This window comes from Nonomuraea recticatena, from assembly GCF_039533245.1.
GTDB classification, from domain to species: domain Bacteria; phylum Actinomycetota; class Actinomycetes; order Streptosporangiales; family Streptosporangiaceae; genus Nonomuraea; species Nonomuraea roseola.
In genome coordinates this window covers 245,611-271,754 of the sequence record NZ_BAAATE010000005.1, presented here as the reverse complement: position 1 = coordinate 271,754, position 26,144 = coordinate 245,611, and the positions used below count along the sequence as shown (strand labels likewise).

Annotated in this window: 29 protein-coding genes and 1 pseudogene; 23 read left to right on the top strand and 7 right to left on the bottom strand. The window is 69.7% G+C overall.

Translation table 11 applies throughout. The features are described 5' to 3' along the window. Positions 1 to 142: 142 nt before the first annotated feature. Positions 143 to 1,777, top strand: a complete 1,635-nt coding sequence (locus tag ABFX50_RS12835; protein WP_346146120.1) for an antibiotic biosynthesis monooxygenase — start codon at positions 143 to 145, stop codon at positions 1,775 to 1,777. A 21-nt stretch (positions 1,778 to 1,798) separates the two neighbouring features. On the opposite strand, the gene ABFX50_RS12830 is transcribed toward ABFX50_RS12835, so the two are convergent. Beyond that, entirely contained in the window at positions 1,799 to 2,035 is a 237-nt protein-coding gene (locus tag ABFX50_RS12830; RefSeq protein ID WP_183652120.1) for a glutaredoxin family protein, read from the bottom strand. A 103-nt stretch (positions 2,036 to 2,138) separates the two neighbouring features. Here ABFX50_RS12830 and ABFX50_RS12825 point away from each other — a divergent pair, with 103 nt between their 5' ends. From ABFX50_RS12825 to hemL, 7 genes are all read left to right on the top strand, one after another. Beyond that, entirely contained in the window at positions 2,139 to 2,825 is a 687-nt protein-coding gene (locus ABFX50_RS12825) for a redox-sensing transcriptional repressor Rex (RefSeq protein ID WP_183660269.1), read from the top strand. Beyond that, positions 2,822 to 4,078, top strand: coding sequence for a glutamyl-tRNA reductase (locus tag ABFX50_RS12820; protein WP_346146117.1), 1,257 nt, complete (start codon positions 2,822 to 2,824; stop codon positions 4,076 to 4,078). Before ABFX50_RS12825 ends, ABFX50_RS12820 begins: the two co-directional genes overlap by 4 nt. Beyond that, positions 4,075 to 4,974: a hydroxymethylbilane synthase gene (gene hemC, locus ABFX50_RS12815; RefSeq protein WP_346146115.1), complete on the top strand. Its 900-nt coding sequence runs from the start codon at positions 4,075 to 4,077 to the stop codon at positions 4,972 to 4,974. Before ABFX50_RS12820 ends, hemC begins: the two co-directional genes overlap by 4 nt. 35 nt (positions 4,975 to 5,009) lie before the next feature. Next, a complete protein-coding gene (locus ABFX50_RS12810) occupies positions 5,010 to 6,515 on the top strand; it encodes a uroporphyrinogen-III synthase (protein WP_183660267.1) in 1,506 nt (501 codons plus the stop codon). A 10-nt stretch (positions 6,516 to 6,525) separates the two neighbouring features. Beyond that, positions 6,526 to 7,509, top strand: a complete 984-nt coding sequence (hemB, locus tag ABFX50_RS12805; RefSeq protein WP_346146112.1) for a porphobilinogen synthase — start codon at positions 6,526 to 6,528, stop codon at positions 7,507 to 7,509. 134 nt (positions 7,510 to 7,643) lie between these two features. Beyond that, complete coding sequence (locus ABFX50_RS12800) at positions 7,644 to 8,270, top strand: bifunctional DNA primase/polymerase (protein ID WP_346146110.1); 627 nt, start codon at positions 7,644 to 7,646, stop codon at positions 8,268 to 8,270. Positions 8,271 to 8,322: 52 nt separating this feature from the next. Further along, a complete protein-coding gene (hemL, locus tag ABFX50_RS12795; protein ID WP_346146108.1) occupies positions 8,323 to 9,612 on the top strand; it encodes a glutamate-1-semialdehyde 2,1-aminomutase in 1,290 nt (429 codons plus the stop codon). A 41-nt stretch (positions 9,613 to 9,653) separates the two neighbouring features. Here the strand turns inward: hemL and ABFX50_RS12790 are convergent. Continuing rightward, positions 9,654 to 10,460 (bottom strand): annotated as a pseudogene (locus ABFX50_RS12790) (EamA family transporter); the annotation flags it as partial. 74 nt (positions 10,461 to 10,534) lie between these two features. Between ABFX50_RS12790 and ABFX50_RS12785 the strand changes: the two are divergent. After that, positions 10,535 to 11,452, top strand: coding sequence for a LysR family transcriptional regulator (locus tag ABFX50_RS12785; protein ID WP_346146106.1), 918 nt, complete (start codon positions 10,535 to 10,537; stop codon positions 11,450 to 11,452). Here ABFX50_RS12785 and ABFX50_RS12780 read toward each other — a convergent pair. Continuing rightward, complete coding sequence (locus ABFX50_RS12780; RefSeq protein WP_346146104.1) at positions 11,445 to 12,287, bottom strand: EamA family transporter; 843 nt, start codon at positions 12,285 to 12,287, stop codon at positions 11,445 to 11,447. The genes ABFX50_RS12785 and ABFX50_RS12780 overlap by 8 nt on opposite strands. Positions 12,288 to 12,337: 50 nt before the next feature. Between ABFX50_RS12780 and ABFX50_RS12775 the strand changes: the two genes are divergently transcribed. From ABFX50_RS12775 to ccsB, 5 genes are read left to right on the top strand one after another with little or no spacing between them, the layout of a single operon-like run. Continuing rightward, positions 12,338 to 12,970 (top strand): histidine phosphatase family protein, encoded by a 633-nt coding sequence (locus ABFX50_RS12775; protein ID WP_183652099.1) that lies wholly within the window; start codon positions 12,338 to 12,340, stop codon positions 12,968 to 12,970. Positions 12,971 to 13,026: 56 nt separating this feature from the next. Continuing rightward, the gene (locus ABFX50_RS12770; RefSeq protein WP_346146102.1) at positions 13,027 to 13,596 is read left to right on the top strand and encodes a redoxin domain-containing protein; all 570 of its coding nucleotides are present in this window, start codon (positions 13,027 to 13,029) and stop codon (positions 13,594 to 13,596) included. Continuing rightward, on the top strand, positions 13,589 to 14,311 hold the full coding sequence (locus ABFX50_RS12765) for a cytochrome c biogenesis CcdA family protein (protein ID WP_346126856.1): 723 nt from the start codon (positions 13,589 to 13,591) through the stop codon (positions 14,309 to 14,311). The genes ABFX50_RS12770 and ABFX50_RS12765 overlap by 8 nt, the downstream gene beginning before the upstream one ends. After that, positions 14,311 to 15,867: a cytochrome c biogenesis protein ResB gene (gene resB, locus ABFX50_RS12760; RefSeq protein ID WP_346146100.1), complete on the top strand. Its 1,557-nt coding sequence runs from the start codon at positions 14,311 to 14,313 to the stop codon at positions 15,865 to 15,867. Before ABFX50_RS12765 ends, resB begins: the two co-directional genes overlap by 1 nt. Continuing rightward, a complete protein-coding gene (gene ccsB, locus ABFX50_RS12755; RefSeq protein ID WP_346146098.1) occupies positions 15,857 to 16,870 on the top strand; it encodes a c-type cytochrome biogenesis protein CcsB in 1,014 nt (337 codons plus the stop codon). Before resB ends, ccsB begins: the two co-directional genes overlap by 11 nt. 115 nt (positions 16,871 to 16,985) lie before the next feature. Here ccsB and ABFX50_RS12750 read toward each other — a convergent pair whose 3' ends face one another. Then, complete coding sequence (locus ABFX50_RS12750; RefSeq protein ID WP_246452066.1) at positions 16,986 to 17,285, bottom strand: PLDc N-terminal domain-containing protein; 300 nt, start codon at positions 17,283 to 17,285, stop codon at positions 16,986 to 16,988. Positions 17,286 to 17,462: 177 nt separating this feature from the next. Between ABFX50_RS12750 and ABFX50_RS12745 the strand changes: the two genes are divergently transcribed. Beyond that, on the top strand, positions 17,463 to 18,557 hold the full coding sequence (locus tag ABFX50_RS12745; protein ID WP_346146096.1) for a hypothetical protein: 1,095 nt from the start codon (positions 17,463 to 17,465) through the stop codon (positions 18,555 to 18,557). A gap of 10 nt (positions 18,558 to 18,567) precedes the next feature. Continuing rightward, positions 18,568 to 18,810 (top strand): hypothetical protein, encoded by a 243-nt coding sequence (locus tag ABFX50_RS12740; protein WP_346146094.1) that lies wholly within the window; start codon positions 18,568 to 18,570, stop codon positions 18,808 to 18,810. Positions 18,811 to 19,018: 208 nt separating this feature from the next. Here the strand turns inward: ABFX50_RS12740 and ABFX50_RS12735 are convergent, their stop codons facing one another. Next, entirely contained in the window at positions 19,019 to 19,237 is a 219-nt protein-coding gene (locus ABFX50_RS12735; RefSeq protein ID WP_183652076.1) for a BldC family transcriptional regulator, read from the bottom strand. Positions 19,238 to 19,493: 256 nt separating this feature from the next. On the opposite strand from ABFX50_RS12735, the gene ABFX50_RS12730 reads away from it, so the two are divergent. Continuing rightward, positions 19,494 to 19,712 carry a DUF4229 domain-containing protein gene (locus tag ABFX50_RS12730; RefSeq protein WP_183652073.1) on the top strand — a complete coding sequence of 73 codons (219 nt, stop codon included), beginning with the start codon at positions 19,494 to 19,496 and terminating at the stop codon, positions 19,710 to 19,712. Here ABFX50_RS12730 and ABFX50_RS12725 read toward each other — a convergent pair. Beyond that, positions 19,709 to 20,890, bottom strand: a complete 1,182-nt coding sequence (locus ABFX50_RS12725; protein ID WP_346146091.1) for a hypothetical protein — start codon at positions 20,888 to 20,890, stop codon at positions 19,709 to 19,711. The genes ABFX50_RS12730 and ABFX50_RS12725 overlap by 4 nt on opposite strands. 77 nt (positions 20,891 to 20,967) lie before the next feature. On the opposite strand from ABFX50_RS12725, the gene ABFX50_RS12720 reads away from it, so the two are divergent. Then, complete coding sequence (locus tag ABFX50_RS12720) at positions 20,968 to 21,687, top strand: demethylmenaquinone methyltransferase (RefSeq protein ID WP_346146089.1); 720 nt, start codon at positions 20,968 to 20,970, stop codon at positions 21,685 to 21,687. Here the strand turns inward: ABFX50_RS12720 and ABFX50_RS12715 are convergent. Next, on the bottom strand, positions 21,669 to 22,088 hold the full coding sequence (locus ABFX50_RS12715; protein WP_346146087.1) for a hypothetical protein: 420 nt from the start codon (positions 22,086 to 22,088) through the stop codon (positions 21,669 to 21,671). The genes ABFX50_RS12720 and ABFX50_RS12715 overlap by 19 nt on opposite strands. A gap of 484 nt (positions 22,089 to 22,572) precedes the next feature. Between ABFX50_RS12715 and ABFX50_RS12710 the strand changes: the two genes are divergently transcribed. From ABFX50_RS12710 to ABFX50_RS12690, 5 genes are all read left to right on the top strand, one after another. After that, entirely contained in the window at positions 22,573 to 23,433 is an 861-nt protein-coding gene (locus ABFX50_RS12710; RefSeq protein ID WP_346146085.1) for a DUF5753 domain-containing protein, read from the top strand. Positions 23,434 to 23,492: 59 nt separating this feature from the next. Beyond that, entirely contained in the window at positions 23,493 to 23,699 is a 207-nt protein-coding gene (locus tag ABFX50_RS12705; RefSeq protein WP_346146083.1) for a DUF397 domain-containing protein, read from the top strand. 248 nt (positions 23,700 to 23,947) lie between these two features. After that, positions 23,948 to 24,187, top strand: coding sequence for a DUF397 domain-containing protein (locus tag ABFX50_RS12700; RefSeq protein ID WP_346146081.1), 240 nt, complete (start codon positions 23,948 to 23,950; stop codon positions 24,185 to 24,187). Between the two features lie 282 nt (positions 24,188 to 24,469). Then, the gene (locus tag ABFX50_RS12695) at positions 24,470 to 25,708 is read left to right on the top strand and encodes a geranylgeranyl reductase family protein (protein WP_346146079.1); all 1,239 of its coding nucleotides are present in this window, start codon (positions 24,470 to 24,472) and stop codon (positions 25,706 to 25,708) included. Between the two features lie 76 nt (positions 25,709 to 25,784). After that, a complete protein-coding gene (locus ABFX50_RS12690) occupies positions 25,785 to 26,144 on the top strand; it encodes an NADH-quinone oxidoreductase subunit A (protein WP_346146077.1) in 360 nt (119 codons plus the stop codon).

Sequence of the window (26,144 nt, the reverse complement as noted above, 5' to 3'; positions counted from 1 at the left end):
CACTCTAGAAATCAACTGGAAATTCCACAATCCACACTGGGCGCGGCATGACTACCTGTAACCGGCGGATACCGTGTGGACCAACCAGCTTCCCTCTTCGGCTACCGGTTGGGAGGTGATGTCCGGCAGCATTGGGGGCACCATGGAACTCCTCGTCGCAGTGATCGCGTTCGCCGGCGCTCTGCTCGCAGGGATCGCCGCGTACGCCCTGGTGCGCCGCCTCCAGGAAGAGCGCGAAGGCTGGTTGATCGCCTGGACGGTCGCGGCGGTCGCGCTGTGCGTGTCACTGGCTGTGATCGGCCTGGGTGGCGTCACGTCGTTCGGCGCCCTCACCTTCAGGCTCTACCAGCTGTTCGGCGCCCTGCTCGCCCCGCTCTGGCTGGCCATCGGCCTGATCCAGCTGCTGGCCGAGAAGGGCAGGACGAGCTTCGCCACCTGGCTGCTCGGCAGCGCCGTCACCATCGTCGCCACCTACATCATCATTCTCGACCCGATCCTCGACGAGGCGAAGTTCGCGCAGGAGACGCTGCCCTCGGCCGGCCACTGGGGCCTGGTGGCGAGCTCCGTCCTGACGGGCGTGCACGCCCTGGTCGGGCTTGCCCTGCTGGGCTGCCTGATCGTGGCGGGCCTGCGCTGGCGCAGCGGCGACGAGTACGACACCGACAACATGCACGCCGCCCTGGTGATCGCGCCCAGCGGCATCGCGCTCGTGGGCGCCGTGCGCTTCAGCGTGCCGGCCGTCTTCACCGTCGCGCTGCTCCTGGTCGCCGCCGCCGCTGTCTGGTACACCGTGCTGCGCCCGCTCGCGCCCTACGACGACGACGAGGACGAGATCGAGGGCGAGCAGTGGGACACGCGCCCTTCGGGGCGCAGGGCCGTTCAGGAGCCCGTCCAGGCGCCTGCCCAGGCGCCCGCCGTCCAGCCCCGCAGGTCGGGTCTGGGTGATCTGGTGGCCGAGTACCGAGCCGGCGAGCAGGAGATCGACTACGCCGCCCGCATGTCGCCACCCTCCGACGCCTTCTCCGCCGGCCCCGCCACCGGCTACGTCATGTCCGCCAACGGCGCCGACGCGCCCCTGCCCCACGACAGCCCGGCCCAGAGCCGGCACGGCGGGCCCCAGAGCAACGGCTTCCACACGGGTGCCCACCAGGCCATGGGCCCGCAGACCGGCCCCCACGGCATCCCGCAGCCGCACGCTCCCCAGGTGGCGCCCGAGACCGGCATGTTCGGCGTGCCCGAGGGGCTGGCGACCTCCCACGGCTACGGCAGAGGCCCCAGAGATGCCGCGAGGGAGCCCGAGTACGGCATGCCGGGCACCGGCTCCCTCTACCCCGGCGCGGAGATCTACCCGGGCGCCGACAACCGCCCCGGCGCGGAGCACCCCCTCTTCGGCGGCAACACGGGGGCCCAGACCGTGCCCGCCCCCGTCGGCTCCTCCCGCCCCTCGCCGAACATCTACGGCCTGCTGACCGTCTTCACGATCATGGACGGCTCCGGCGACGCCTTCGACAGGCTGGCGGAGGAGACCGTCGACGCCGTACGGCGAGGCGAGCCCGACACGCTGATCTACGCCTGCCACGCGGTGAAGTCGGCCCCGCTGCAGCGCATCGTCTACGAGCTCTACCGCGACGAGGTCGCCTACGTCGACCACCAGCGCCAGCCGCACGTGGAGCGCTTCCTCACCGAACGCCAGTCGATGGTGCTCGCCACCAACGTCATCGAGCTCAACGTCAACGCCGCGAAGGTGGTGCCGCTCCCGACGGCCTTCCAGCTCTGAGCGGGCCCGCCGTACGGAGGGTCAGCCGGTCAGGGCCGCGCGCAGGCGCGCCTCGGAGACCTTCCAGAAGTCGTGCTGCACGCCGTCGACCAGTGTGACGGGAATCATCTCCCAGTACTTCTCGGTCAGTTCGGGCGAGGAGTTGATGTCGATCTCCTCCCACGGCACCCCCAGCTCGCCCGCCACTCTGGAGATGATGGCGCGGGCGTCGTCGCAGAGATGGCAGCCGGGCTTGCCCAGCAATGTGATCTGGTGCATGCCCCCACGATAGCCACGACTTTGTGCGTCGGTTCACAAAGGGATTAGTCTGAAAGACGGCCCCAACACCGATCGCGCAAGTCCCAAGGAGCCCCGGCACGTGATGCGTCAGTCCCAACCGCGTGACCGCGGCATCCCTGAGGCGACGGTGGCCAGGCTGCCGTTGTACCTGCGGGCGCTCAACGGGATGGCCGAGCGAGGCGTCGCCACGGTGAGCTCCGAGGACCTGGCGACCGCGGCGGGCGTCAACTCCGCCAAGCTCCGCAAGGACCTGTCGCACCTCGGCTCGTACGGCACCCGCGGCGTAGGGTACGACGTGGAGTACCTCGTCTACCAGATCTCCCGCGAGCTCGGCCTGACCCAGGACTGGGCGGTCGCCATCGTCGGAGTCGGTAACCTCGGCCGCGCCCTGGCCAACTACGGCGGCTTCGTCTCCCGCGGGTTCAGGGTCGCCGCGCTGCTCGACGCCGACCCCGAAATCGTGGGCGACGACATAGCGGGGTTGAATGTTGAGCACATCGACGAGCTGGAAGCCGTCATCAAGAGGCGCGGGGTCTCGATCGTCGTGCTGGCCACCCCAGCGGCCGCGGCGCAGGAGTTGTGCGACCGGGTGATCGCGGCCGGAGTGACGAGCATCCTGAACTTCGCCCCCGTCGTGCTTTCGGTGCCTGACACTGTCGATGTCCGTAAGGTCGACCTATCGATCGAGCTGCAGATCCTTGCGTTCCACGAGCAGCGCAAAACGGATCGGATGAGTGGGGGGCCACTTATGGCCGTGGACAGCCAGTGAGCGTTCTTGTTGTCGGGCTCAGCCACCGGAGCGCTCCGGTGGCCCTGTTGGAGCGCGTGTCGGTCTCCGGAGACGCGCTGGTCAAGCTGCTGCAAGACGTGCACACCGAGGTGAACGTCGCCGAGGCCATGGTGGTCTCGACCTGCAACAGGGTCGAGGTCTACACCGCGGTCGACCGCTTCCACCCGGCGCTGACCTCGATCACCAACCTCCTCGCCGTGCACTCGGGCGTGCCGGTGGAGGAGCTGACGCCGCACCTGTACGTGCACTACGAGGACCGCGCGGTCGAGCACCTGTTCTCCGTCGCCGCGGGCCTGGAGTCCATGGTCGTCGGTGAGGGCCAGATCCTCGGGCAGACCCGGCAGGCGCTCAGGCTGGCGCAGGAGCACGGCACCCTCGGCGCGACCCTGAACGAGCTGGCCCAGCAGGCGCTGAGGGTCGGCAAGCGGGCCCACGCCGAGACCGGCATCGACCGCGCGGGCGCGTCGCTGGTCACCGCGGGCCTCTCGTTCGCCGGCGAGCTGGCCGGCAGGCGGGCGCTGGTGGTGGGCGCGGGCGCGATGAGCGGGCTGGCCGTCGCCACGCTGGCGCGCGTGGGCGTCACCGACGTCGTGGTCGCCAACCGCACCTTCGACAAGGCTGTACGGCTGGCCGAGACCGTCGGCGGCAGGGCGGTCGAGCTGTCCGAGGTCCAGCGAGAGCTGCAGGACGCCGAGCTGGTCATCTCCTGCACGGGCGCGGGCCACCACACGATCACGCCGGAGATGCTGGGCGGCCCCGTCTTCCTGCTCGACCTGGCGCTCCCTCACGACATCGACCCCTCGGTCAGGGAGCTGCCCGGCGTCACCCTCGTCGACCTGGAGACCATCAGGGAGTCGGGCGTGGGGGCGGCCGAGAGCGGCCCCGTGAACGCCGTGAGAGCGCTGGTGGCCGAGGAGCTCGAGACGTTCCTTTCGGCCGAGCGCGCGGCGCGTGTCACCCCGACCGTCGTGGCGCTGCGCAGCAAGGCCGCCGAGGTGGTCGAGGCCGAGCTCGGCAGGCTGACGATGCGCCTGCCCGAGCTCGAGGGCAGGGCCCGCGACGAGGTGGAGCAGACAGTGAGGCGCGTGGTGGACAAACTGCTCCACGAGCCGACTGTGCGTGTCAAGCGGCTCGCCACCTCGCCGGCGGGCGATCATTATGCCGAAGCGCTGCGTGAGCTGTTCGATCTGGATCCGAAGAAGCCTGAGGCCGTGAGGAGGGTGGACCTGTGAAGCTGGGAACCCGTCGAAGCCTCATGGCGACGACCCAGTCGCAGATGATCGCCGATCTCTACACGGCGAAGACCGGCAGGGAGATCGAGCTGGTCGGCATCACGACGTTCGGCGACGTGACCAAGGCCCAGCTGTCGCAGCTCGGCGGCACGGGCGTGTTCGTCAGCGCGCTGCGCGACAAGCTGGTCGAGGGCGAGATCGACTTCGCCGTCCACTCGCTGAAGGACCTGCCGACCAAGCAGGATCCTCGCTTCACGCTGGCCGCGCTTCCCGAGCGCCACGACGTGCGCGACGCGCTGGTGGGCAGGACGAAGTTCGCCGACCTCGCCCCCGGCGCGAAGGTGGGCACGGGCTCGCCGCGCCGCATCGCGATGCTGCGCGCGCTGCGCCAGGACCTCGACTACGTGCCGATCCGCGGCAACGCCGACACCCGCATCGGCAAGGTCACCTCGGGCGAGCTCGACGCCGTCGTCCTGGCCGCCGCCGGCCTGACCCGCATCGGCAGGCAGGGAGAAATCTCCCAAATCTTCGAAGTCGAAGAGCTGCTGCCCGCACCTGGGCAGGGCGCTTTGGCCGTAGAGTGCCTTTCGACCCGGTCTGACCTGGTCGACTTCCTCAGCGTGCTCGACGATCCGCGGACCCGTTCCGCGGTGACGGCCGAGCGCGCGGTGCTGTCCGCTCTCGAGGCGGGATGCTCGGCCCCGGTCGGCGCCTTCGCCCTCGATGACGGCCACACGCTGAACCTGACCGCAGTGGTCGTCTCGCTCGACGGCCGCGAAGCGGTGCGCAAGTCCGCCGCCGGTTCTCCTTCGGAGGCCATGGAGCTGGGCCGCGATCTCGCGGCCGCCATGATCGCCGATGGGGCCGACAGATTGATGGGGGAGCAATCCCATTGAGCTCCGATAGTCCAACCTCCGCTTTCGTCGCCTTCGTGGGCGCGGGTCCAGGCGACGCGGGCCTCCTCACGCTGCGCGGCGCCGAGCTGCTGGGCAGGGCCGACGCCGTCGTGCTCGACCAGGAGGCCTTCGAGCCGCTGCTCAAGCACTGCAAGGAGGGCGTCGAGGTCGTCCAGGGCGACTTCGTCAGGCGCGCCAAGGCCGGCCAGCTCGTCGTGCGCCTGTGCGAGGGCGACCCGATGCTGTTCTCCTCGATCACCGAGGAGGTGGCGGCCTGCACCGCCGCGGAGGTGGACTTCGAGATCGTGCCGGGCGTGCCGCCCGCCACGGCCGTGCTCACGTACGCCGGCATCCCTCCCGCCTCCGACGTGCCCGAGTTCAGGATCGTCGACGCCGCGCAGGAGCAGGACTGGGCCTCCCACGCCGCCTGCCCCGGCACGCTGGTCATCTACAACGGCATCGAGCAGGCCGTCGCCATCGGCAAGGCGCTGATCTCGCACGGCAAGCCCGACGCCACGCCCGTCGCCGTCAGCGGCGCGGGCACCACGACCGAGCAGTACACGGTCGCCACCACCCTCGCCAGGCTGCAGCCCGACCTCAAGCACGCGGGGTTCACCGAGCCCGCGCTGATGGTGGTCGGCGAGGCGGTCGGCCTGCGCGACCAGCTGTCGTGGTTCGAGACCAAGCCGCTGTTCGGCTGGCGGGTGCTGGTGCCGCGCACCAAGGAGCAGGCCGCGGGCCTGTCGGAGCAGCTGCGCTCCTACGGAGCGGTGCCCGAGGAGGTCCCGACCATCTCGGTCGAGCCTCCGCGCACTCCCCAGCAGATGGACCGCGCCATCAAGGGCCTGGTCACGGGGCGCTACGAGTGGGTCGCCTTCACCAGCGCCAACGCCGTCAAGGCGGTGCGGGAGAAGTTCGAGGAGTACGGTCTCGACGCCCGCGCCTTCGCGGGGCTGAAGGTCGCGGCGGTGGGCGACGCCACCTCGCAGGCGCTGGTCGAGTTCGGCGTGAAGCCCGACCTGCTGCCCACCGGCGAGCAGTCGTCCGAGGGGCTGGTCGCCGAGTGGCCGCCCTACGACTCGATGCTCGACCCGATCAACAGGGTGCTGCTCCCGCGCGCCGACATCTCCACCGACACGCTGGTCGCGGGCCTGACCGAGCTGGGCTGGGAGTGCGACGACGTCACGGCCTACAGGACCGTACGCGCCGCTCCTCCGCCCGCGCCGATCCGTGAGGCGATCAAGGGCGGCGGCTTCGACGCGGTGCTGTTCACCTCCTCCTCCACGGTCCGCAACCTGGTCGGCATCGCGGGCAAGCCGCACAACGTCACGGTGATCGCGGTCATCGGCCCGCAGACCGCCAAGACGGCCGAGGAGTTCGGGCTGCGCGTCGACGTCATGGCCGACAAACCTTCCGCTTCCGCCTTGGCCGCCGCGCTGGCCGAGTACGGTCGTAAGCAGAGGCAGGCGGCGCTGGAGGCGGGCGACATCCCGCGCAGGCCGTCACAGAACCGCAGGGGCGCGCGCAGGCGCACCAAGTAGGGGGACCCCCATGACCGCTGAGTTTCCTGCCGCCCGTCCGCGGCGGCTTCGCCGCACGCCCGCCATGCGGCGGATGGTGACGAGCACGCGGCTGCACCCGGCTGAGCTGATCATGCCGGCGTTCGTCAAGGAGGGCATCGCCGAGCCGCAGCAGGTCGGCTCGATGCCGGGTGTCGTCCAGCACACCCGCGACTCGCTGCGCAAGGCCGTCCACGAGGCCGCGGAGGCCGGGGTGGGCGGCGTCATGCTGTTCGGCATCCCCGCGGTCAAGGACTCCCGCGGCAGCGCGGCCGACGACCCCGAGGGCATCACCCAGCGGGCGCTGCGCGACGTGGTGGCCGAGGTGGGCGACGCGCTGGTGGTCATGGCGGACACCTGCCTCGACGAGGTCACCGACCACGGGCACTGCGGCATCCTCACCCCCGAAGGGGAGGTCGACAACGACGCCACGCTCGAGCGCTACGTCTCCATGGCCGTCGCTCAGGCTCGCGCGGGCTCCCAGATGATCTCGCCGAGCGGCATGATGGACGGCCAGGTCGGCGCGATCAGGGCCGGCCTCGACGCGGCCGGCTTCTCGCAGCTGCCGATCATGGCCTACGCGGCGAAGTACGCCTCCGCCTTCTTCGGCCCCTTCCGCGACGCGGTCGAGACGCCCAAGGACTTCGGCGACCGCAAGGCCTACCAGCAGGACCCCGCGGGCCCGCGCGGCGAGGCCCTGCGTGAGGTACGGCTCGACCTCGCCGAGGGCGCCGACATCGTCATGGTCAAGCCCGCGCTGGCCTACCTCGACATCCTGCGCGAGGTCCGCGACACGGTCGAGGTGCCGGTGGCGGCCTACCAGGTCAGCGGCGAGTACGCGATGATCGAGGCGGCGGCCGCCAACGGCTGGATCGACCGCGACAGGGCGATCATGGAGTCGCTGGTCGCGATCCGGCGCGCCGGGGCGGACCTGATTCTCACGTACTGGGCGACGGAAGTGGCCCGCCGCATCTGAGCGTGGGGGGTTTCCCGTCGGGTCATGGGACCTATGCGTTAGAGTGCGAGGACAAGTGCTGGTGTGTCCCTTGTGAAGCCTTGTCTTGTGCCCGGGGACCCTTCTTAGGCACGGGACTCGAACGGGAGACACCAATGGTGGGGGTACCACTCGCTCGGCGTACCAAAAAGAGGACGCGCCCGACGCGCATCGACACCGTCCTGCAGTACGCCGCCCTGGGGTGGGCCAGCGTGCCCGGCGCCCATCCGCTGCGCCGAGGGGCGCGCGCCTGTTCCTGTGACCGCATCGGCTGTCCCGACCCCGGAGCGCATCCCCTCTCGCCCGCGTGGAGCCTGCAGGCCACGACGGACACCGCCCAGCTCACGCGCTGGTGGCAGCGCGAGCCCGAGGCCAACGTGATTCTCCCCACGGGGCGGGTGTTCGACGTCTTCGACGTACCGCTGACGGCGGGCCTCAGCGCGCTGGCCCGCATGGACGCCGCAGACTTCCCCTCAGGCCCGGTCGCCTCCAACGGTGACCGGGTGCTGTTTTATGTGGCCACCAGGGGCAACCCCGAGGACGAGGACGAGTGGTGGTCCTGCAGCCTCGACGTCGCCCCCACCACGATCGACGACACGCCCGGGCTGCGCTGGCACTGCCGCGACAGCTTCGTCCTGGCTCCGCCGTCCACGCTGCCGACCGGTCAGCCGGTCTCCTGGCTGCGGGCCCCCGACGGCCGCCCGCTGCCCGACCCGTTGCGTCTGCTCGACTGGCTGGTCTGAGCGCGCGCGGCCTCCTGAGGGGGCGCCCCGTGCGGCCCTTAGGCTGGAAGGCGTGAGCCGTACACAGAACTCAGAGGAACTTTTCGAGCGCGCCCGCGCGATCGTCCCCGGCGGTGTCAACTCTCCCGTCAGGGCCTTCGGCGCCGTAGGGGGGACGCCCCGCTTCATGGCCGAGGGCCAGGGCCCCTACATCACCGACGTCGACGGCAACCGCTACGTGGACCTGGTCTGCTCGTGGGGCCCGATGATCCTGGGCCACCGCCACCCCTCCGTCGTGGCGGCCGTGTCCGAGGCGCTGTCCCACGGCCTGTCGTACGGCACCGCCACCCCCGGCGAGGTCGAGCTGGCCGAGGAGATCGTGGCCAGGATCGCCCCCGTGGAGAAGGTGCGCCTGGTCAGCTCGGGCACCGAGGCGACGATGAGCGCCGTACGGCTGGCCCGCGGCTTCACGGGCCGCTCCAAGATCATCAAGTTCGCCGGCTGCTACCACGGCCACGTCGACGCGCTGTTGGCCTCGGCCGGCTCGGGCGTGGTGACCTTCGGGCTGCCCGACACGCCGGGCGTCACGGGAGCGGCCGCCGCCGACACCATCGTCCTGCCGTACAACGACCTGGCGGCGGTGGAGGAGGCCTTCCGCACCGCCGAGGTCGCCTGCGTGATCACCGAGGCGTGCCCCGCCAACATGGGCGTGGTGCCGCCGCTGCCCGGCTTCAACCAGCGGCTGAAGGAGCTGTGCGCGGCCAACGGCGCCCTGCTCATCGTCGACGAGGTGCTCACGGGCTTCAGGGTGTCGAGCGCGGGCTGGTACGGCCTCGACCCCGTGGAGGCCGACCTCATGACGTTCGGCAAGGTCATGGGCGGCGGGCTGCCCGCCGCGGCCTTCGGCGGACGGGCCGACGTGATGGCGAGCCTGGCCCCCGAGGGCCCCGTCTACCAGGCGGGAACGCTGTCGGGCAACCCGCTGGCCACGGCGGCGGGGCTGGCGACGCTGCGCGGTCTCGACCAGGACGCCTATGCCAGGGTCGACGCGGCGGCCTCGGCCGTCTCGGTCGCGGCCTCGCAGGCGCTGGCCGCGGAGGGTGTCCCGCACCGGCTGCAGAGTGCGGGCAGCCTCTTCTCGATCTTCTTCACCGATCGGGAGGTGACCGACTTCGCCGCCGCGCAGACGCAGAACACCAAGGCCTACACCGCCTTCTTCCACGCGATGCTGGACCAGGGCGTCTACCTGCCGCCCTCGGCGTACGAGGCGTGGTTCCTGTCGGCCTCGCACGACGAGGAGGCCGTCGGGCTGATCGTCGAGGCCCTGCCCGCCGCGGCCAAGGCCGCCGCCTCGGCCGCGTAGGCTCGGGCGGCGCGGGGCCTGGTGCCCGCCCAGAGGGCTCCTGCGACGATGAGGACTCCGGCCAGCAGCTTCACAGGGGAGATGCTCTCGCCCGTCACCAGCGCCGCCGACGACAGGCCGAAGACGGGGATGAGCAGCGTGTACGGCGCGACCGTCGACGCGTCGTACCGCTTCAGCAGCCATCCCCACACCCCGAAGCCGCCCAGCGTCGAGATGAACGCCACGTAGACCAGCGAGGCCACCCCCTCCCACGCGAAGGTCAGGTGCGGCATGCCCTCCACGGCCAGTGACAGCAGCAGGAGGGGTGGGGCCGACAGCGCGCTCACCCACACCATGAAGCGCAGCGAGTCGGGCGGCGCGGCCTTGCGCTGGATGACGGTGCCGAGGCCCCAGGAGGCCGCCGCGCCGACGCACAGCAGGAACGCGCCGACGGGACCGCCCGCGCCGAAGTCGAAGGCCACGATGGCCAGGCCCGCGAAGGCGACGGCGAGCCCCACGATCCTGCGCGTCCCCGGCCGCTCGCCGAGCACCACCGCCGCGAAGACCACGACGAACAGCGCCTGGGTCTGCAGCACCAGCGAGGAGAGCCCCGGCGGCATGCCCGCGCGCATGCCGACCAGGAGCAGGCCGAACTGTCCCACCCCCACGGCCGCGGCCACGCCGACGATCCAGCGCCATGCCACGCCGGGCCGCCCGACGAACAGCAGCGCGGGGAAGGCGGCGAGGGCGAAGCGGAGCGCCGCGTAGAGCAGGGGAGGGAAGTGCTGGAGCCCGATCTCCATGACGACGAAGTTGAACCCCCAGACCGCGGCCAGTCCGACGGCGAGCAGGACGTGCTTGAGACGCATCCCGACCATGCTCGCCAGACAAGACACTTGAGCACAAGCAATACTTTCTTACGTCAAAGGTTTAGTATGGCTACATGCTCGACCTGAACCGGCTGAAGGCGCTGCACGCCGTCCACGTCTACGGGTCGGTGGGCGCCGCCGCCGACGCGCTCATGGTCACGCCTTCGGCGGTCTCCCAGCAGCTCGCCAAGCTCGAACGCGAGACCGGCGCCACGCTGCTCGAACGCAACGGCAGGGGCGTGAAGCTCACCGACGCGGCGGGTCTGCTCGCCGAGCACGCGGAGAAGATCCTCGCCCTGGTGGAGACCGCCGAGGCCGACTTCGAGGCGCTGCGAGGGGCCGTGGTCGGCAGGCTCAACGTCGGCGCGTTCCCCACCGCCGCCAGGGGGCTGATGCCACAGGCGCTGACGCTGCTCAGGCAGCGCCACCCCGACCTCGAGGTGCATCTGACCGAGCGGGAGCCAGAGCGCCAGATCAGGGAGGTCTCGCGCGGCGAGCTCGACCTGGTCGTCGTCCAGGACTGGCTCAACAGGCCCATCGCGGTGCCCGAGGGGCTGTCCAGGGCGACGCTGCTCGACGACATCGCCGACGTCGCGCTGCCCTCGACGCACCATCTGGCCGGGCGCAAGGAGGTCGCGCTGGCCGAGCTCAGCGGCGACAGGTGGGTCAGCTCCTCGCCGGGCACGATCTGCCACGACTGGCTGGTCTTCACCCTGCGCAGCGCCGAGCTGGAGCCCGAGATCACCTGCATGGCCGACGAGTACCCGACCCAGCTCGCGCTGGTCGCGGCGGGGCTGGGCTGCGCGATCGTGCCGAGGCTCGGCAGGGCCCACATCCCCGAGGGCGTGCGGATGGTGCCGATCATGCCGCGACAGACCCGGCGCATCTACGCGCTGTGGCGCACCGACGCCGCCCGCAGGCCGGCCATCCGCGCCGCGGTCGAGGCCCTGGTGCACGGCAGCAAGGAGCTGGAGACGGGCTGGATCAGCTGATCGCGATCGCGACCATCCCGCCGAGGATGACGCCCGCGGCCAGCAGCCTGCGCCGTAGGTCGCCCTCGGCCAGCAACCGCCCTCCCATCACCACCGCGATCAGCACGCTCACCTCCCGCATGGGCGCGACCACGCTCACCGGCGCCAGCCTGAAGGCGAACAGCGCCAGCAGGTACGACAGCGGCACCAGCACGGCCGCCCCGAGCACCCTCGGCCAGTGCTCACGCCACACCTCGGCGACCAGGCGCCGCCTGCCGCCGCCCACGAACGGCGTGATCGCCAGCATCCTGAACATCTCGCCGAGATAGATCAGCGCCATCGGCGCGACCGCGAACTCCTTCACCATCTGGGCGTCCCAGACGGTGTACCCGGCGATGAACAGGCCCGTCACCAGCCCGAACAGCAGCCCCTTGACGTCTCCCGCGCCGCCACCGCTGAGCAGGAACACCCCGACGCCCACCAGCAGGATCCCCGCGACGCCGAGATGCGTGGGCTGCTCGCCGAGGAACAGCACGGCCACGGCGCTGGCCAGCATCGGGCCCGTGCCCCTCGCCACGGGGTAGACCACCGACAGGTCGCCGTGGCGGTAGCCGCGCTGGAGCAGTACGAAGTAGGCCAGGTGCAGCGACGTGCTCACGCAGATCAGCGGCACCGCCCGCCACGACGGCATGGCGCCTGAGACCAGAGCGGCGGGCGTCCACAACACGGTCGAGGCGGCGGCGACCAGCCACAGGAACACCACGCCGTCGGCCTTGGCCGCCTGCTTGCTCAACAGGTTCCATCCCGCGTGGGAGAACGCCGCGACCAGGACCAGGGCGAGTGCGAGGGGGTTCACACGTCCACTTTCGCAGGCCGCCCGACGCCAGCGGATAGGGTGGGGCCACCATGGCTGAGACCACCGTCGTTCACCTCCTGCGGCACGGAGAAGTGCACAACCCGAAGGGCATCCTCTACGGCAGGCTGCCCGGATACCACCTGTCCGAGACGGGCCTCCAGATGGCCGAGACGGTCGCCAAGGCCGTGGCCGACCGTGACATCGTCGGCCTCTACAGCTCACCTCTCGAGCGCGCCAAGGAGACCGCCGCGCCGCTGGCCGCCAAGCTCGGCCTCGAGGTCGCGATCGACGAGCGGCTGATCGAGGCGGGTAACATCCTGGAGGGCAGGCCCATCGCCCGCCTGGTCAGGAGCCCGCGCAACTACCGCCACTTCTGGCATCCGGGGCGGCCGTCGTGGGGCGAGCCGTACACCGAGGTGGTGGCGCGCATGCGGTCCATGGTCGACACCGCCAGGGCGGCGAGCCGAGGGCACGAGGCGGTGCTGGTCAGCCACCAGCTGCCGATCTGGATGATCAGGGTGGCGGCCGAGGGCCGCAGGCTCTGGCACGATCCGCGTCGCCGTCAGTGCGCGCTCGCCAGCCTGACCACCTTCACCTTCGAGGGCGACCGGCTGGTCAGCATCGGCTACAGCGAGCCCGCCTCGGCGCTACTCAAGGGCGGCCCCAGCGTCCCGGGCGCGTGACCCCGCGGGTAGAGTGACAAGCTCTACCGGCTGTAGTACAAGGAGATCCTTCTCCCGTGCGCGCGAAACCACACGCCCTCGCCCTCGTGGCCCTGCTCGCCGTCTCCGGATGCGCGGGTAACGTCGGTGGCCAGCCGCAGGCGGGTGACACCAGGTTCGTCGCGGGCGACGGCAAGGTCACCGTCTTCCCCGCCGCCGACCGCAAGGCCGCGCCGGTGGTCGAGGGCACGACGCTCGACGGCGCCAGGGCCTCCGTCGCCGCGCACAAGGGCAAGGTCGTCGTCCTCAACTTCTGGGCCTCGTGGTGCGGTCCCTGCAGGGCGGAGGCGCCGGTGCTCAAGGACATCTACGCCAAGACCAAGTCCAGCGGCGTGGAGTTCATCGGCATCGACTTCAAGGACCGCCAGGCCGACGCGCTGGCCTTCGAGCGCACCGAGCAGCCCGGCTACCCCAGCATCTTCGACCAGCCGGGCAAGGTGGCGCTCTCCTTCCAGGGCACGGTGCCGCCCGCCGCGATCCCCTCCACGTTGATCATCGACGAGCAGGGCAGGGTGGCGGCCAGGGCGCTCGGCGCCGTCAAGTACAACGACCTGCTCAAGGCCGTGACCCAGGTGCGCGATGAGTGACGTCGTCGCCTCGGGGTCGCTGCTGCTCGCCGTCCCGATCGCGGTGCTGGCGGGGTTGGTGTCGTTCCTGTCCCCCTGCGTGCTCCCGCTGGTCCCCGGCTACCTGTCGTACGTGACAGGCATGAGCGCCGACCCCAAGCGCGGCAGGCTCGTGCTCGGCACCGGCCTGTTCGTCCTCGGCTTCGCGGTGGTCTTCGTCGCGGGAGGCGCGCTGTTCGGCGGCCTCGGCTCGGCCCTGTACGGCAGCGCCGACCTGATCACCAGGATCGTCGGCGTCCTGACGATCGTCCTCGGCCTGTCCTTCATGGGCGTGATCCCCATGCTCATGCGCGACGTGCGCATCCACAGGGTCCCGAGCGCGGGCCTGGCGGGCGCGCCCCTGCTCGGCGTGGTGTTCGGCCTCGGCTGGACCCCCTGCATCGGCCCCACCCTCGCCGTCGTGCTCTCGCTCGGCTACAACGAGGGCAGTGCCGCCAGGGGCGCCTTCCTCGCCGTCGCCTACGCCGCGGGGCTCGGCCTGCCGTTCGTGATCGCCGCCCTCGCCTACAGCAAGGCACTGCGCACCTTCCGCGCCATCCGCAAGCATTCGCAGCTCATCACCAGGATCGGCGGCGGCATGCTGGTCGCCGTCGGCGTGCTGCTCGTCACCGGAGTCTGGGGGCAGATCATCGCTGGCATGCAGACGTGGATCGGCGGATTCGAGCCGGTGATCTGATGACGGTCGACGAGCTCCAGAAGGAGACGCCCCAGCCCGCGAAGCTCGGCCTCGTGGGGTGGCTGCGCTGGTTCTGGCGCACGCTCACCTCGATGAAGACCGCGCTGGTGCTGCTGTTCCTGTTCGCGCTGGCCTCCATCCCCGGCTCGCTGGTGCCGCAGCGCTCGGTCGAGCCCGACAAGGTCGCGCTGATCTACCAGAACGACCCGGCGCTGGCCGAGTGGTACGACCGCTTCTACCTCTTCGACGTCTTCACCGCCCCCTGGTTCGCGGCCATCTACCTGCTGCTGTTCGTCTCGCTGATCGGCTGCGTCCTGCCTCGCACCAGCACCTACCTGAAGGAGCTGCGCCGCAGGCCGCCCACGGCGCCGAAGAACCTTTCGCGGCTGCCGTACCACGCGAGGGCCGAAGGCGAGCTCGACGTGGAGGAGGCGGCCCGCAGGTTGCGCAGGCTGCGCTTCAGGGTGGCCACGGGGCCTGGCTGGGTGTCGGCGGAGAAGGGCTACCTGCGCGAGACCGGCAACCTGCTCTTCCACGTGGCCCTGCTCGGGCTGCTGGTGGCGGTCGGGATGGGCTCCCTGTTCGGCTACCGCGGCAACGTGCTGGTCGTCGAGGGCGACGGGTTCGCCAACACCGTCGCCGCCTACGACCGCTACATGCCCGGCAGCAGGGTCTCGGCCGAGTCGCTCGAGCCGTTCTCCTTCACGCTGAAGGACTTCCAGGCCAGCTACCAGCTCGGCGGGGACAAGCGGGGCCAGGAGCTCGACTACACCGCCAAGCTCTCGGTCAACGACTCGCCGGAGTCGCCCGCCCGCGACTACGACCTCAAGGTCAACGAGCCGCTGGAGATCGACGGCACCCAGACCTACCTGATCGGCCACGGCTACGCGCCGGTGTTCAGGGTGACCGACGGCAAGGGGCAGATCGCCTTCGACGGCCCTGTGCCGTGCCTCATCGAGAGCAAGCCGACGCTCACCTCCGGCTGCGTCGTCAAGGTGCCCGACGCCCAGCCCGAGCAGCTGGGCTTCCTGCTGCAGTTCCTGCCGACCAGCGTGCGGCTCACCGACGGCAGCCACGTCTCGGCCTTCCCCGGCCAGCTGAACCCGCAGGCGAAGATCGTCGGGGCCTTCTCCGGCGATCTCGGGGTGCGCTCGGGCAAGCCGCAGTCGGTCTACCAGCTGGCGCCCGACGACGTCATGAAGAAGCTGAAGCCCCTGGCCATGGGGTCGAAGGCACCGCCGCCCCTGGCGGTCGGGCAGTCCTTCGACCTGCCGGACAAGCTGGGGAAGATCGAGTTCACCGGTGTGAAGGAGTGGATGACGCTCCAGATCGCTCACGACCCTGGACGCATGCCGGCGCTGCTGGCCTCTGCGCTCGCGACCGTCGCCCTGGTGATGTCGCTCATGATCCGCCGCCGCCGCGTGTTCGTCCGGATCAAGGACGGCGCGGTCGACGTGGGCGGTCTGACGCGCACCGAGGGGTCGGGCACGGGCTTCGGCGAAGAGTTCGCCGACATCGTCAAGGCCCTATCCGCAGGAGAGAAGGATGTCCGCTGAGCAACTCGCAGGACTGAGCGACGACCTCGTCCTCGGAGCCGTCCTGCTGTACCTGGCCGCGATGATCGGGTTCGCGCTGGAGCTGGCCTTCGGCCGCGCCCGCACGAACACCGGCGCCACCGCGCTCACCGTCACCGAGCCGGGCGTCAAGGAGAGCGTCGCCGCGGGCTCCTCCATGGCCGCGGGATCCTCCGTGGCCGCCCGTTCGTCAGGAGGGAGCGGCGAAGGGGCCGAGGCGGGGGCCACCGTGGCCGTCAGCCCGCCGGAGCCGCCGTCGTGGGCCCCGAAGGCCGGCACGGTCGGCCTCATCTTCGGCTGGGTGGGCCTGGCGGCCAACCTCGGCTCCGTCGTCACCCGCGGGCTGGCCGTCGGCCGCTGGCCGTGGGGCAACATGTACGAGTTCGTGGTGGCCATCTGCCTCGCGGCGGTGGCGGCCTTCCTCATCACGCAGCTGCGCAGCAACGTCCGCTTCCTCGGCGCCTTCGTCATGGTGACGGCCGCGCTCGGTCTCGGCTTCGCCGTCATCTGGCTCCACGTGCAGGCCGGGCCCGTCGTGCCCGCGCTGAACTCGTACTGGATCGCCATCCACGTCTCGGCCGCCGTCATCGCCAGCGGCCTGTTCACGGTGGGGGGCGTCTCGGGCATCCTCTACCTGGTCCGTGGTGAGGGCTTCTCGCGCCTGCCCACCAGGACCGACCTGGAGAGGGTCGCCCACAGGGCGATCGTGCTGGCCTTCCCTGTGTGGACCTTCGCCGTCATCGCCGGCGCCCTGTGGGCCGACAAGGCGTGGGGCCGCTACTGGGGCTGGGATCCCAAGGAGATCTGGGCGTTCATCACCTGGATCGTCTACGCCGGCTACCTCCACGCCCGCGCCACGGCGGGATGGAAGGGCCGCGCCGCGACCATCGTCCAGCTGGTGGCCTTCGCCTGCCTGCTGTTCAACCTGGTGGGCGTCAACATCTTCCTCGGCGGCCTGCACAGCTACGCCGACGTCGGCGGCTGAGCGGCCGCTCTCCCTCGAGTACGGCAGGCGGTTCAGGGGCCACCCCGGTCACCGCTTGCCGTCCGTCCTCCACGCCTGCTCCAGCGGGACTTCGCGCCCCGCCGTCACGTGGAGGCTAGTCGTCGTCGCGCATGCGCCGGTCGAGGTCGCGCAGGAAGTCGGGGTCGTCGTCGGGGCCGCGTGGCGGCTCGCCCACGTCCATGATCGAACGACCGGGCATGCGCAGCGGACGCGAGCGCAGAGGACGGCCGAGCAGCAGCCAGAAGACGCTGCCGACCAGGGGCACGAGGACGATGACGAGGACCCAGAGAATCTTCGGCAGGTTCCTGGTCTCCTTCTCCGGGGTCGTGATGACGTCGAACAAGGAGTAGAGCCAGAAGGCCAGCACCGCCAGGCCGAGAAGCACGCTAGGCATGCCCGCACTGTAGGCCATGGAACGCGTGATCGTGTCGCCGAGCTGCCCCATTTCGGATGACTCGGGAAGATCGACGTCGTACGGTGGAGTCTGGTTCCCGGCAGTCCGATCAAGGAGTCGCCGGCCGGCGACCGCGGGTCTCGGGCGCGGCGGGCTCCAGGGTCGTGGAGAGGTGCGATGGCCTTTTCTGACGATAGGCGGTCAGGCGACAGGGGCCGTCATCGGCGGGGGAGTCGTTGGTGGCGGCGGGGTTCCTATCTCTCCTCCCGCCGTTCCGACGCGCCGCGCGAGTCGTTCTGGGCCGGAGACAGGCCCGAGCGCGACGACGAGCCGGGCTCCCTGTGGGGGCTGTTCGGCGGCCGTCAGGACAGGAACCGCGACAAGGGCGGCCGACGGCGAGGGCAGGACCGGCCGGACGTCGAGCGGGAGAGCGTCCATGAGCGGCCGTGGGAGGAGCCGAGGCGTTCGTGGACGGCGGGCACGCAGGGGCCGCACGCGGGCGGCGCATGGGACAGGGGCCCGAGCGGCAGCCGCGACGCTCCCCCGAAGGAGGAGAAGGGTTCGCGCTACGCGGCCTCGGTCGTCGACAGGCCGCAGTACACCTGGCAGGACTTCGAGCGGATCGACGCGCGCCCCAGGGCGCAGCCCAACAGGCCCGACACGCCCGCCCAGGGCGACGGCCTGGCCCACTGCGGGCGGCTCGAGGGCATCCTGCACCGGCAGTGGGACGCGAGGCAGGGACCGCCCTCCGCCGACGCCGTGCGCGCCGTGGAGAGCCTGGCCAGGCTCCCCGAGCGGCTCAAGGAGCTGCTCGCCGAAGGGCTCGAGGGCATCTACGTCGGCGAGGGCGGCGTGCCCGACCTCGACGACATGGGCTACCTGAGGGGCGCGCCCCTGCCCTCGGGGCGGGCCTCCTGGGACATCTGCGCGGGCGCGTACGGCGACCGCAAGATCGTCGTGGGGGACCGTCCCTCGCCCACGCCCGACGTGATGATGCACGAGGTCGGTCACGCGATCGACGACGTCGACTCCCCTCACGGGGATTGGGTGTCGGACTCGCCGGAGTTCATGGCACTCTACGAGCAGGCCCAACCCCTGCTGGCCTCCTCCTTCCACCGACAGGGTGACGGACTGGGCCGCAAGGAGTTCTTCGCGGACGCCTTCGCGGCGATCGCCTCGCGCCAGCGTCCCGCCCTGGTCGACATGCTGGGCGGTGACACGCGGATGGCGCTCGATGTCATGTTGTTCTTCAACCGGCGCTACGGAATCTAGGTGATCAGCCATGTACGTGATCCGGCTCGCTGACGGGACTCTGCGCGTGCCGCAGAGCCTGACCAGCGAAGACGGGCGGCTCATCGGCAACGCGTACGTCGAGGTGGAGCCCGGCGATCCGGACTACGAGCGGTGGCTGCCCGAGGCGCTGACCGAGGAGGAGCTGGCCGAGCGGAGGCGGCGCTGGGAGGAGGAGAACGACGAGCTGGAGCGGGCGTTCCTCGCGTTCAGGTCACAGCAGGAAGAGACCTGATCCCTCATGGAGGGAGGCGGGGGCATGGCGGCTCGTCGTGCCGGCCATGCGACGTGGCGGCGGCCGGCCGGAGTCCGCTGGAGCGGCGTGGGGGACGGGCCTGGGCCACGGACGGCGGGTGGGCCTGGGCGCGCCTGCCGTACGCGCTGATCATCCGCACCGGTGACCCTGCGGGTTGTGACTAGCAGGATCACCGGCTGACGGAACGTCAGACGCGCGGGGACTCACCAGGCCGGTCGGCCGTAAGAACGTCCTCGCCACGCAGAAGGGCGTGCACTTCCGATTCGCGGAAGCGACGGTGCCCTCCGGGGGTACGGATGCTACTGATGCGGCCTGCCGCGGCCCAGCGCGTCACCGTCTTTGGGTCTACCCGGAAGAGGGCGGCTACCTCTCCCGGCGTCAGCAGACGCTCGCTGCTACTCTCCACCAATCTCTCCCCCTCGCATCCCGCTTCCTGCCAGCGGGCGGACAGGTACCCAGTGTGTCGAGCGAACCCTGATTTATCCGTGCTTTTCTACAAAGATCACGGGTTGTTATCAGCTGACTGCCCGATTGTTATATGATAGAGCCTCTTTGGGGCTCTCGTGGGTGTTTCTTTACGAAAGCGCCTAACTGGGAACAGTAGCAGCGCTCGTGCCCAGTGCGTAGAGCGACCGCCCGAGGGGCCGAGTAACCTCGACGTTGTGCGTCCTGTACTCGTTTACACCGCGTCGCGGATCGGGCTGTTTCTCGTGACCCTGGGTGTGCTCTACCTGCTGAACCTTCGCGACCCGCTGCTGCTGATCGCGGTGGCGTTCGTGATCAGCGGGATTGCCAGCTACGTCCTGCTGTCCAAGCAGCGTGACGCCGTGAGCGCACGCATCAGTGACAAGGTCGACCGGCCGAAGCCGGAGGACGACTAGGGCAGGGGGAACATGCCAATCCGGGCATGGTACTCCCGTCCGAGTCGCGTTGTGTCACTACCAACGAGTAGTCCGCCCGCGTGCGCCAGAAATGCCTTGACTCCGATGCCACGCTCGCGTCCCGGATTCCAGCTGAGCGCCTTTCCCGTGACGGGATGAATGGCGGCGATCCCCTGCCGTGGCACCGCTCCGGGGCCGGCGGAGTCGCGCCCGCTCGGATTGTCCATCCAACGCTGGTGTCCGCCCACGTAGACGGCTGACCCCGTCACTGACACCGAGTAGAGCGAATCGCCACCCGTGTGGTTGACCCACGTGGGCCTGACGCGCTCGCCACGGGCGTAGGTCTCGAACCTGGCCGCGGTGTCGCAGAGCTTCCTCCTGCCTCCTGGCCCGCCCGTCGTGACGACGGCGAAGTAGCTGCCGTCGGGGGCGAAGTCGAGCCCGCGCACGTACGAGGGGAAGACGGCCATGCAGTCGGCGGCGTAGGCGTCGGTGCGCCAGTCGGCGACCTTCGCGCTCACCCCGCCGACGTCGATCAGGCCGAGCTGCGGCCTCGACAGCCCGTTCAGCGTCGTGAAGGTGCCGTCGACGACCAGGCGGTCGCGGCTCACCGCGAGCGCGTGGACCTTCACCCTCGGCGTGCGCGGGTGGCCCGGTGTGATCGCGAAGCTCGAGTCGGCCACGCCTGTCGTGGCGCTGAGCCTGGCCAGCGCGAGCCTCGGCTGGGTGAAGTCGCCGCCCACGTAGAGCTTCGACCCCTTCCTGGCGAGCGTGGAGACCGTGCCACCGCTCACCCTGGGATTGAAGCTCCGTACGGCCGAGCCGTCGGACAGGCGCAGCCGTACGAGCCCCGCGCCCCCGACGTAGACGGTGCCGCCCGCGCCCTCGGCCAGCGCGTAGACGGGCGAGGACAGGTCGGGGGCGAAGTGGGGGAGGATCTCGCCGGTGCGCAGGTCGTAGGCGAAGAGATTGGCGCGCTCCAGCGTCGTGGAGCCGTGCGCGTCACTCACCTCGCTGAAGGAGCCGCCGACGACGACCGTGTCGCCGACCAGCGCGATGGCGTTGACGATGCCGTCGAGCACGTGAGGTGTGGTGTCGACGGGGTTGGCCGACACCACGCGCGCGTGCGCGATGGGGGAGACGGCGACGAGCGCCGCGAGGGTGGTCCGGGCAAGCATTCGCCAAGTCTTAGCATACTGTGAGTAATCGAGCGACTACTTCCGGTTTATTGCCGCTAAAGCCCTAGGCTTGTCCCATGACCCGCGCACAGTTGGACAAGCAGCCGCATGAGGTCGCCGCGATGTTCGATCGCACGGCCCGGCGATACGACCTCGTGAACGACGTCATCTCGCTCGGCCAGGTGCGATTGTGGCGCAAGGCCGTGGCCGAGGCCGTCGACGCGGGTCCCGGCGAGATCGTGCTCGACCTCGGAGCGGGCACGGGCACCTCCACCGACGCCTTCACCGGGCTGGGCGCTCGCGCGATCGCCTCCGACTTCTCCTTCGGCATGCTGAGCACCGGGGTCAGGCGCAGGGGGCGCAACGCGCTCACCGGCCCAGGCCTGCCGTTCATCGCGGGTGACGCGCTGAACCTGCCGTTCGCCGACAACGCCTTCGACGCCGTGACGATCTCGGTGGCGCTGCGCAACGTGCACGACACCGAGCAGGCCCTGCGCGAGATGCTGCGTGTCACCAAGCCGGGCGGCAAGCTGGTGATCCTCGAGTTCTCCCACGTGACGGTCAAGTCGTTCGACCTCGTCTACCGCGAGTACCTGATGAAGATGCTGCCCAAGGTGGCCAAGGTCTTCGGCTCCAACGACGACTCCTACGAGTACCTCGCCGAGTCCATCAGGGACTGGCACGACCAGCCGGCCCTGGCCAGGATCATCCAGAGGGCCGGCTGGGAGCGGGTGGCGTGGCGCAACCTCAACCTGGGCATCGTCGCCCTGCACAGGGGCTACAAGCCCCAGGGTTGAACCACTTCCATCGTCACCAGGCCGCCGTTGGCAGGGTGCTGATAGAAGACGACCGCCTGTGCCAGGCAGGCGGTCCTGATCTCGGCCGCGTAGTCCTCGAGCAGTTCGAGGCTCAGCCCCGACCGCAGCCCGAGGAGCAGCAGCACGCTGGCGCCCTCCACGCTCATCCTGAGCACGAGCGGGAGGCGGCCTCTCATCGTCCGCATCGAGGTTCTTCTGGCCAGTCCCTGGAAGCGGTGGCGCACGATCACCGAGACGGCGTAGCCGACGATCTCCCGTCTGGCCTGCGGCGTGCCCGCGCACGCGAGGGCGACGCCGACCAGCGCCATCCCCGCGGTGACCGCGTTCGTCCACACCGCCACCTGCGCGGTGGCCATCGCGGTCAGCCCGAAGGCCGCCACCTCCGACCGCCACCTGAACAGCGCTCCGAGGAAGGCCGGCAGGTCCCGTGCCTGCGGTATGTGCGGGTGGTTTCGCGGGTGCCCGTCACCGGGCGGCCCGCCTGCTGTTAAGTGGTGGTCCGAAGAGCTCCAGAGGAGGAAGCTCCCCTTGCGCGACACGCGCCTGGGGGTGACTCTGGTCATGTCTCAAGGCTCCGATGTCCTGTCGTAGGTGCGCGGGTGCTGCGGGACCTTACGGGCGGATGGGTCGCGACCATCCGCCCGCGTCGTCTGCGTGGACATCCGGCTCGATGGACCCGTGGGGAGGCGCTCGCGTCTTCATCCGATTCACCGCTTTTCGCGCTGCAGAGGCTAGGATGGAGATTTCCCTCCGGGAAGTGTCGTGCAATTCCCGCTGGGATTATTGGAGAGATGCCCGCCTTGAGAAGGGTTCAACCCTTCCGAGTGGTGGGTAGTACTTCGACACGCTTGTGAGGAGAGCTGAGTGGCGCGGGAGCCGAGCCCCACCGTCAGCCGACGCCGACTCGCCGCAGAGCTGCGTCGACTCCGCGAGGATGCCCAGGTAACGGGAACCCAGGTCGCCCAGGTGCTCGACGGGTCGTCCTCCAAGGTGTCCCGCATGGAAAAGGCCCAGGTGGCCGCCCATCGCGAGGATGTCGCCAGGCTGGCCGACTTCTACCAGGTACGGCCCGCCGTCCGCGACGCCCTGCTCACGCTGGCGGCCGAGGCGGAGGGCAAGGGCTGGTGGGACGCGCACAACGAGTCGCTGTCCGAGTCCTACACCACCTTCATCGGCCTCGAGGCCGGCGCTGAGAAAGCGCTCACCTGGCAGAACATCGTCTTCCCTGGGCTGCTCCAGACACCCGATTACGCCAGGGCACTCATCGGCTTCGGTGACGCGTGGAGCCCGCAGCCGCCGACGCAGATCGAGCGGCTGGTCAGGGTTCGTACCCGGCGGGGACACATCTTGGAGGGACCGGATCCGCTCAGCCTGTCTGTCCTGCTCGAGGAGTCGGTGCTGATGCGCAGGTTCGGCTCGCCGGAGGTCATGCGCGACCAGGTAAGGCACGTGCTCCGAATGGCCGAGCAGCCGAACGTCAGCGTCAGGGTGGTGCCCCTCGAGCGCTCCTGGGTGTTTCACGGTTTCGTGCTGCTGAAGTTTCCGCAGTGTGAAGGACTGGACGCTCTCCACGACGACATCGTCTACATCGAGAACGCCCGCGACGCCATTTTCGAAGAGAACGAGCAGGAAACGTTCGCCTACGAGCGGGTCTTCCACCGCATCCTGGCGGCCGCGCTATCCGAGGAGGATTCGCTGAAACTCATCGGAGAACACGCCCGGTGAATTGGTCCCTCACTGTCGGGGTATGCCGTCTTTGGTCCCCCGACAGTGAGGATATGCCCATGGAGTCATCGACCTCGGAAGAGATCGCGTGGCGCAAGAGCAGCCTGAGTGTTGTCAATGGCGAGTGCGTGGAGGTTGCGAGGGACGGTCAGGCAATACTCGTCAGACACTCCAAGCGACCGGACGACGCCGTGCTGCAGTTCAGCATCGGGGAGTGGAAGGCGTTCATCGGAGGGGTGGCGCTGGGCGAGTTCTCCTACGAGTGACGGCGGGGCGGCGCAGTCGCCCTTAGGTGCCGTCCTGTGGGGCAGCCTCAGCCGGGGTGTTTGTGCTGGTACGGGTGCCATGCCGCTACCCTTAGGTGATAAGTTCCTAACTTGCCGGCCTCGTTTTGATAACTCTCCGGTGTCGGTCGGCGATCTTGAGCTTCAATCCATGGAAGATGGGCCCGATGGTCACGCCCGCGCGCGGCTGCGACGACGCACCGTAGCGCCTTCTTCTTCTTGGATGAGATGTGAACAGTGCGGTGTTCGGGACAGGTCTTCCCAGCCTCCCTTCTCGCGACCCGGACACCACCTGGCGCAAGAGCTCGTTCAGCCACGCTACCGGCGAGTGCGTCGAGTTCGCTCGGGGTGTCGACGGCGGGGTCATGATCCGGGACTCCAAGGATCCGTCGGGCGGGGTGCTGGCATTCACGCTCGGTGAGTGGAGGGCGTTCGTCGCCGGGGTCCGCAACGCCGAGTTCGACGTCTGACTCCGAACCGGTGATCGAGTCAAGGCCCTCTGTCGCTGACGGGGGGCCTTCCGTATGGGCCAACCGAGTACCCGCCTGCCACCTGGTGCCGGAAAAGCGCTAGACTTCCAGCCGACAAAGTTTGTGAAGAGCTTCACAAAGGAACGAAGGCCCACACTCCGCGGCCAACAAGCGTGTAGGACAGGACAGGTCCGTGACCGTGCCAGCTGACAGCAGGCAAGCGCAGGAGCTCGCCGTGAGCGCGCGAGGAACCAGCCAACCAGCGGCGAGGCGGGCGCGACCATGAACGCGGTTGACGCCGACGTCATCGTCGTCGGCGCAGGTCCCGCCGGATCGGCGACGGCGTTCTATCTCGCCCAGGCCGGGCTCGACGTGCTGCTTCTCGAAAAGACCCGCTTCCCCCGCGAGAAGGTCTGCGGTGACGGGCTGACCCCGCGGGCGGTCAAGCAGCTCATGAACATGGGCGTCGACATCGACGCGCCTGGATGGGTCAGGAACAAGGGCCTGCGCGTCGTGGGCGGCGGCGGTCGCTACGACCTCGACTGGCCGCAGCTCGACAGCTTCCCTGACTTCGGGCTGGTGCGTACCAGGCAGGACTTCGACCAGGTCGTCGCCGCCACCGCGGTCAAGGCCGGCGCCCGCCTGATGGAGGGCGTCAACGTCACCGGCGCGATCCTCGACGACCGCAGCGGGCACATCGTCGGCGTCACGACCAAGGACGGCGCCTCCTACCGCAGCCGCGTGGTGGTGGCCGCGGACGGCAACTCCACCAGGCTCGCCCTGGCGATGGGGCTGTACAAGCGGGAAGACCGTCCGATGGGCGTGGCCGTCAGGACCTACTTCGAGTCTCCTCGTCACGACGACGACTACCTGGAGATCTGGCTGGAGCTCTGGGACGAGGAGACGCTGCTGCCCGGGTACGGGTGGGTGTTCGGCGTGGGCGACGGCACCTCCAACGTGGGCCTCGGGCTGCTCAACACCAGCGACGCGTTCAAGAACATCGACTACCGCGACCTGCTGAAGCGGTGGACGAGGAACATGCCGGCGGAGTGGGGCTTCACCGCGGAGAACATGACGACCCCGATCAGGGGCGCTGCGCTGCCGATGGCGTTCAACAGGCAGCCGCACTACACCCGGGGCCTGGTGCTCGTGGGCGACTCGGGTGGCGCGATCAACCCGTTCAACGGTGAGGGCATCGCCTACGCGATGGAGACGGGCGAGGTCGCCGCCGAGGTGATCGCCAAGGCGCTGCGCGGCACCACCGCCGCCCAGCAGGAGCGAATCCTGCGAAGCTACCCGCAGGTGCTCAAGGATGCCTACGGCGGATATTTCACGTTTGGCAGGTGGTTTGTCGAAGCAATTGGGAAGCCTGGCGTGATGAGCTTCGGCACACGGCATGGGCTGCACCACCCCAGGCTGATGCGCTTCGCTCTCAAACTCCTTGGTAATCTCACCGACCGGCGAGGCGATGCGTCAGACCGGATCATCAACGCTCTCGCGAAGGTCGCCCCACCAGCATGAACCGTTCATCCACCCGGCACACTTACAGATCAGTCTGCGCGCCCGCGCGCGTGGAGATGGGAGAGGAGGCGTAGCGATGGATCTTTATGTGCCCATCCTGGTGCTCGCCATTGTCGCGGGGGGCTTCGCGCTCTTCTCGGTGGCGATCGCTCCGTTCACCGGTCCCAAGCGCTGGAACCGCGCGAAGCTCGACGCCTACGAGTGCGGCATCGAGCCGACGCCCCAGCCTGCCGGTGGCGGACGCTTCCCGCTGAAGTACATGATCACCGCGATGCTCTTCATCGTGTTCGACATCGAGATCATCTTCCTTTACCCGTGGGCCGTGTCGTTCGACATGCTCGGGGTCTTCGGGCTGGTCGAGATGGTGCTGTTCATCGTCACCGTGCTCGTGGCCTATGCCTACGTGTGGCGCCGCAAGGGTCTGGACTGGGACTAG

Bases quoted from the DNA above. Each gene is read 5' to 3' on its own strand.
- ABFX50_RS12835 (WP_346146120.1), top strand. From the start codon at position 143: ATGGAACTCCTCGTCGCAGTGATCGCGTTCGCCGGCGCTCTGCTCGCA.
- ABFX50_RS12830 (WP_183652120.1), bottom strand. From the start codon at position 2,035: ATGCACCAGATCACATTGCTGGGCAAGCCCGGCTGCCATCTCTGCGAC.
- ABFX50_RS12825 (WP_183660269.1), top strand. From the start codon at position 2,139: ATGCGTCAGTCCCAACCGCGTGACCGCGGCATCCCTGAGGCGACGGTG.
- hemB (WP_346146112.1), top strand. From the start codon at position 6,526: ATGACCGCTGAGTTTCCTGCCGCCCGTCCGCGGCGGCTTCGCCGCACG.
- ABFX50_RS12800 (WP_346146110.1), top strand. From the start codon at position 7,644: ATGGTGGGGGTACCACTCGCTCGGCGTACCAAAAAGAGGACGCGCCCG.
- ABFX50_RS12785 (WP_346146106.1), top strand. From the start codon at position 10,535: ATGCTCGACCTGAACCGGCTGAAGGCGCTGCACGCCGTCCACGTCTAC.
- ABFX50_RS12775 (WP_183652099.1), top strand. From the start codon at position 12,338: ATGGCTGAGACCACCGTCGTTCACCTCCTGCGGCACGGAGAAGTGCAC.
- ABFX50_RS12765 (WP_346126856.1), top strand. From the start codon at position 13,589: ATGAGTGACGTCGTCGCCTCGGGGTCGCTGCTGCTCGCCGTCCCGATC.
- resB (WP_346146100.1), top strand. From the start codon at position 14,311: ATGACGGTCGACGAGCTCCAGAAGGAGACGCCCCAGCCCGCGAAGCTC.
- ccsB (WP_346146098.1), top strand. From the start codon at position 15,857: ATGTCCGCTGAGCAACTCGCAGGACTGAGCGACGACCTCGTCCTCGGA.
- ABFX50_RS12750 (WP_246452066.1), bottom strand. From the start codon at position 17,285: ATGCCTAGCGTGCTTCTCGGCCTGGCGGTGCTGGCCTTCTGGCTCTAC.
- ABFX50_RS12745 (WP_346146096.1), top strand. From the start codon at position 17,463: ATGGCCTTTTCTGACGATAGGCGGTCAGGCGACAGGGGCCGTCATCGG.
- ABFX50_RS12740 (WP_346146094.1), top strand. From the start codon at position 18,568: ATGTACGTGATCCGGCTCGCTGACGGGACTCTGCGCGTGCCGCAGAGC.
- ABFX50_RS12725 (WP_346146091.1), bottom strand. From the start codon at position 20,890: ATGCTTGCCCGGACCACCCTCGCGGCGCTCGTCGCCGTCTCCCCCATC.
- ABFX50_RS12720 (WP_346146089.1), top strand. From the start codon at position 20,968: ATGACCCGCGCACAGTTGGACAAGCAGCCGCATGAGGTCGCCGCGATG.
- ABFX50_RS12705 (WP_346146083.1), top strand. From the start codon at position 23,493: ATGGAGTCATCGACCTCGGAAGAGATCGCGTGGCGCAAGAGCAGCCTG.
- ABFX50_RS12695 (WP_346146079.1), top strand. From the start codon at position 24,470: ATGAACGCGGTTGACGCCGACGTCATCGTCGTCGGCGCAGGTCCCGCC.
- ABFX50_RS12690 (WP_346146077.1), top strand. From the start codon at position 25,785: ATGGATCTTTATGTGCCCATCCTGGTGCTCGCCATTGTCGCGGGGGGC.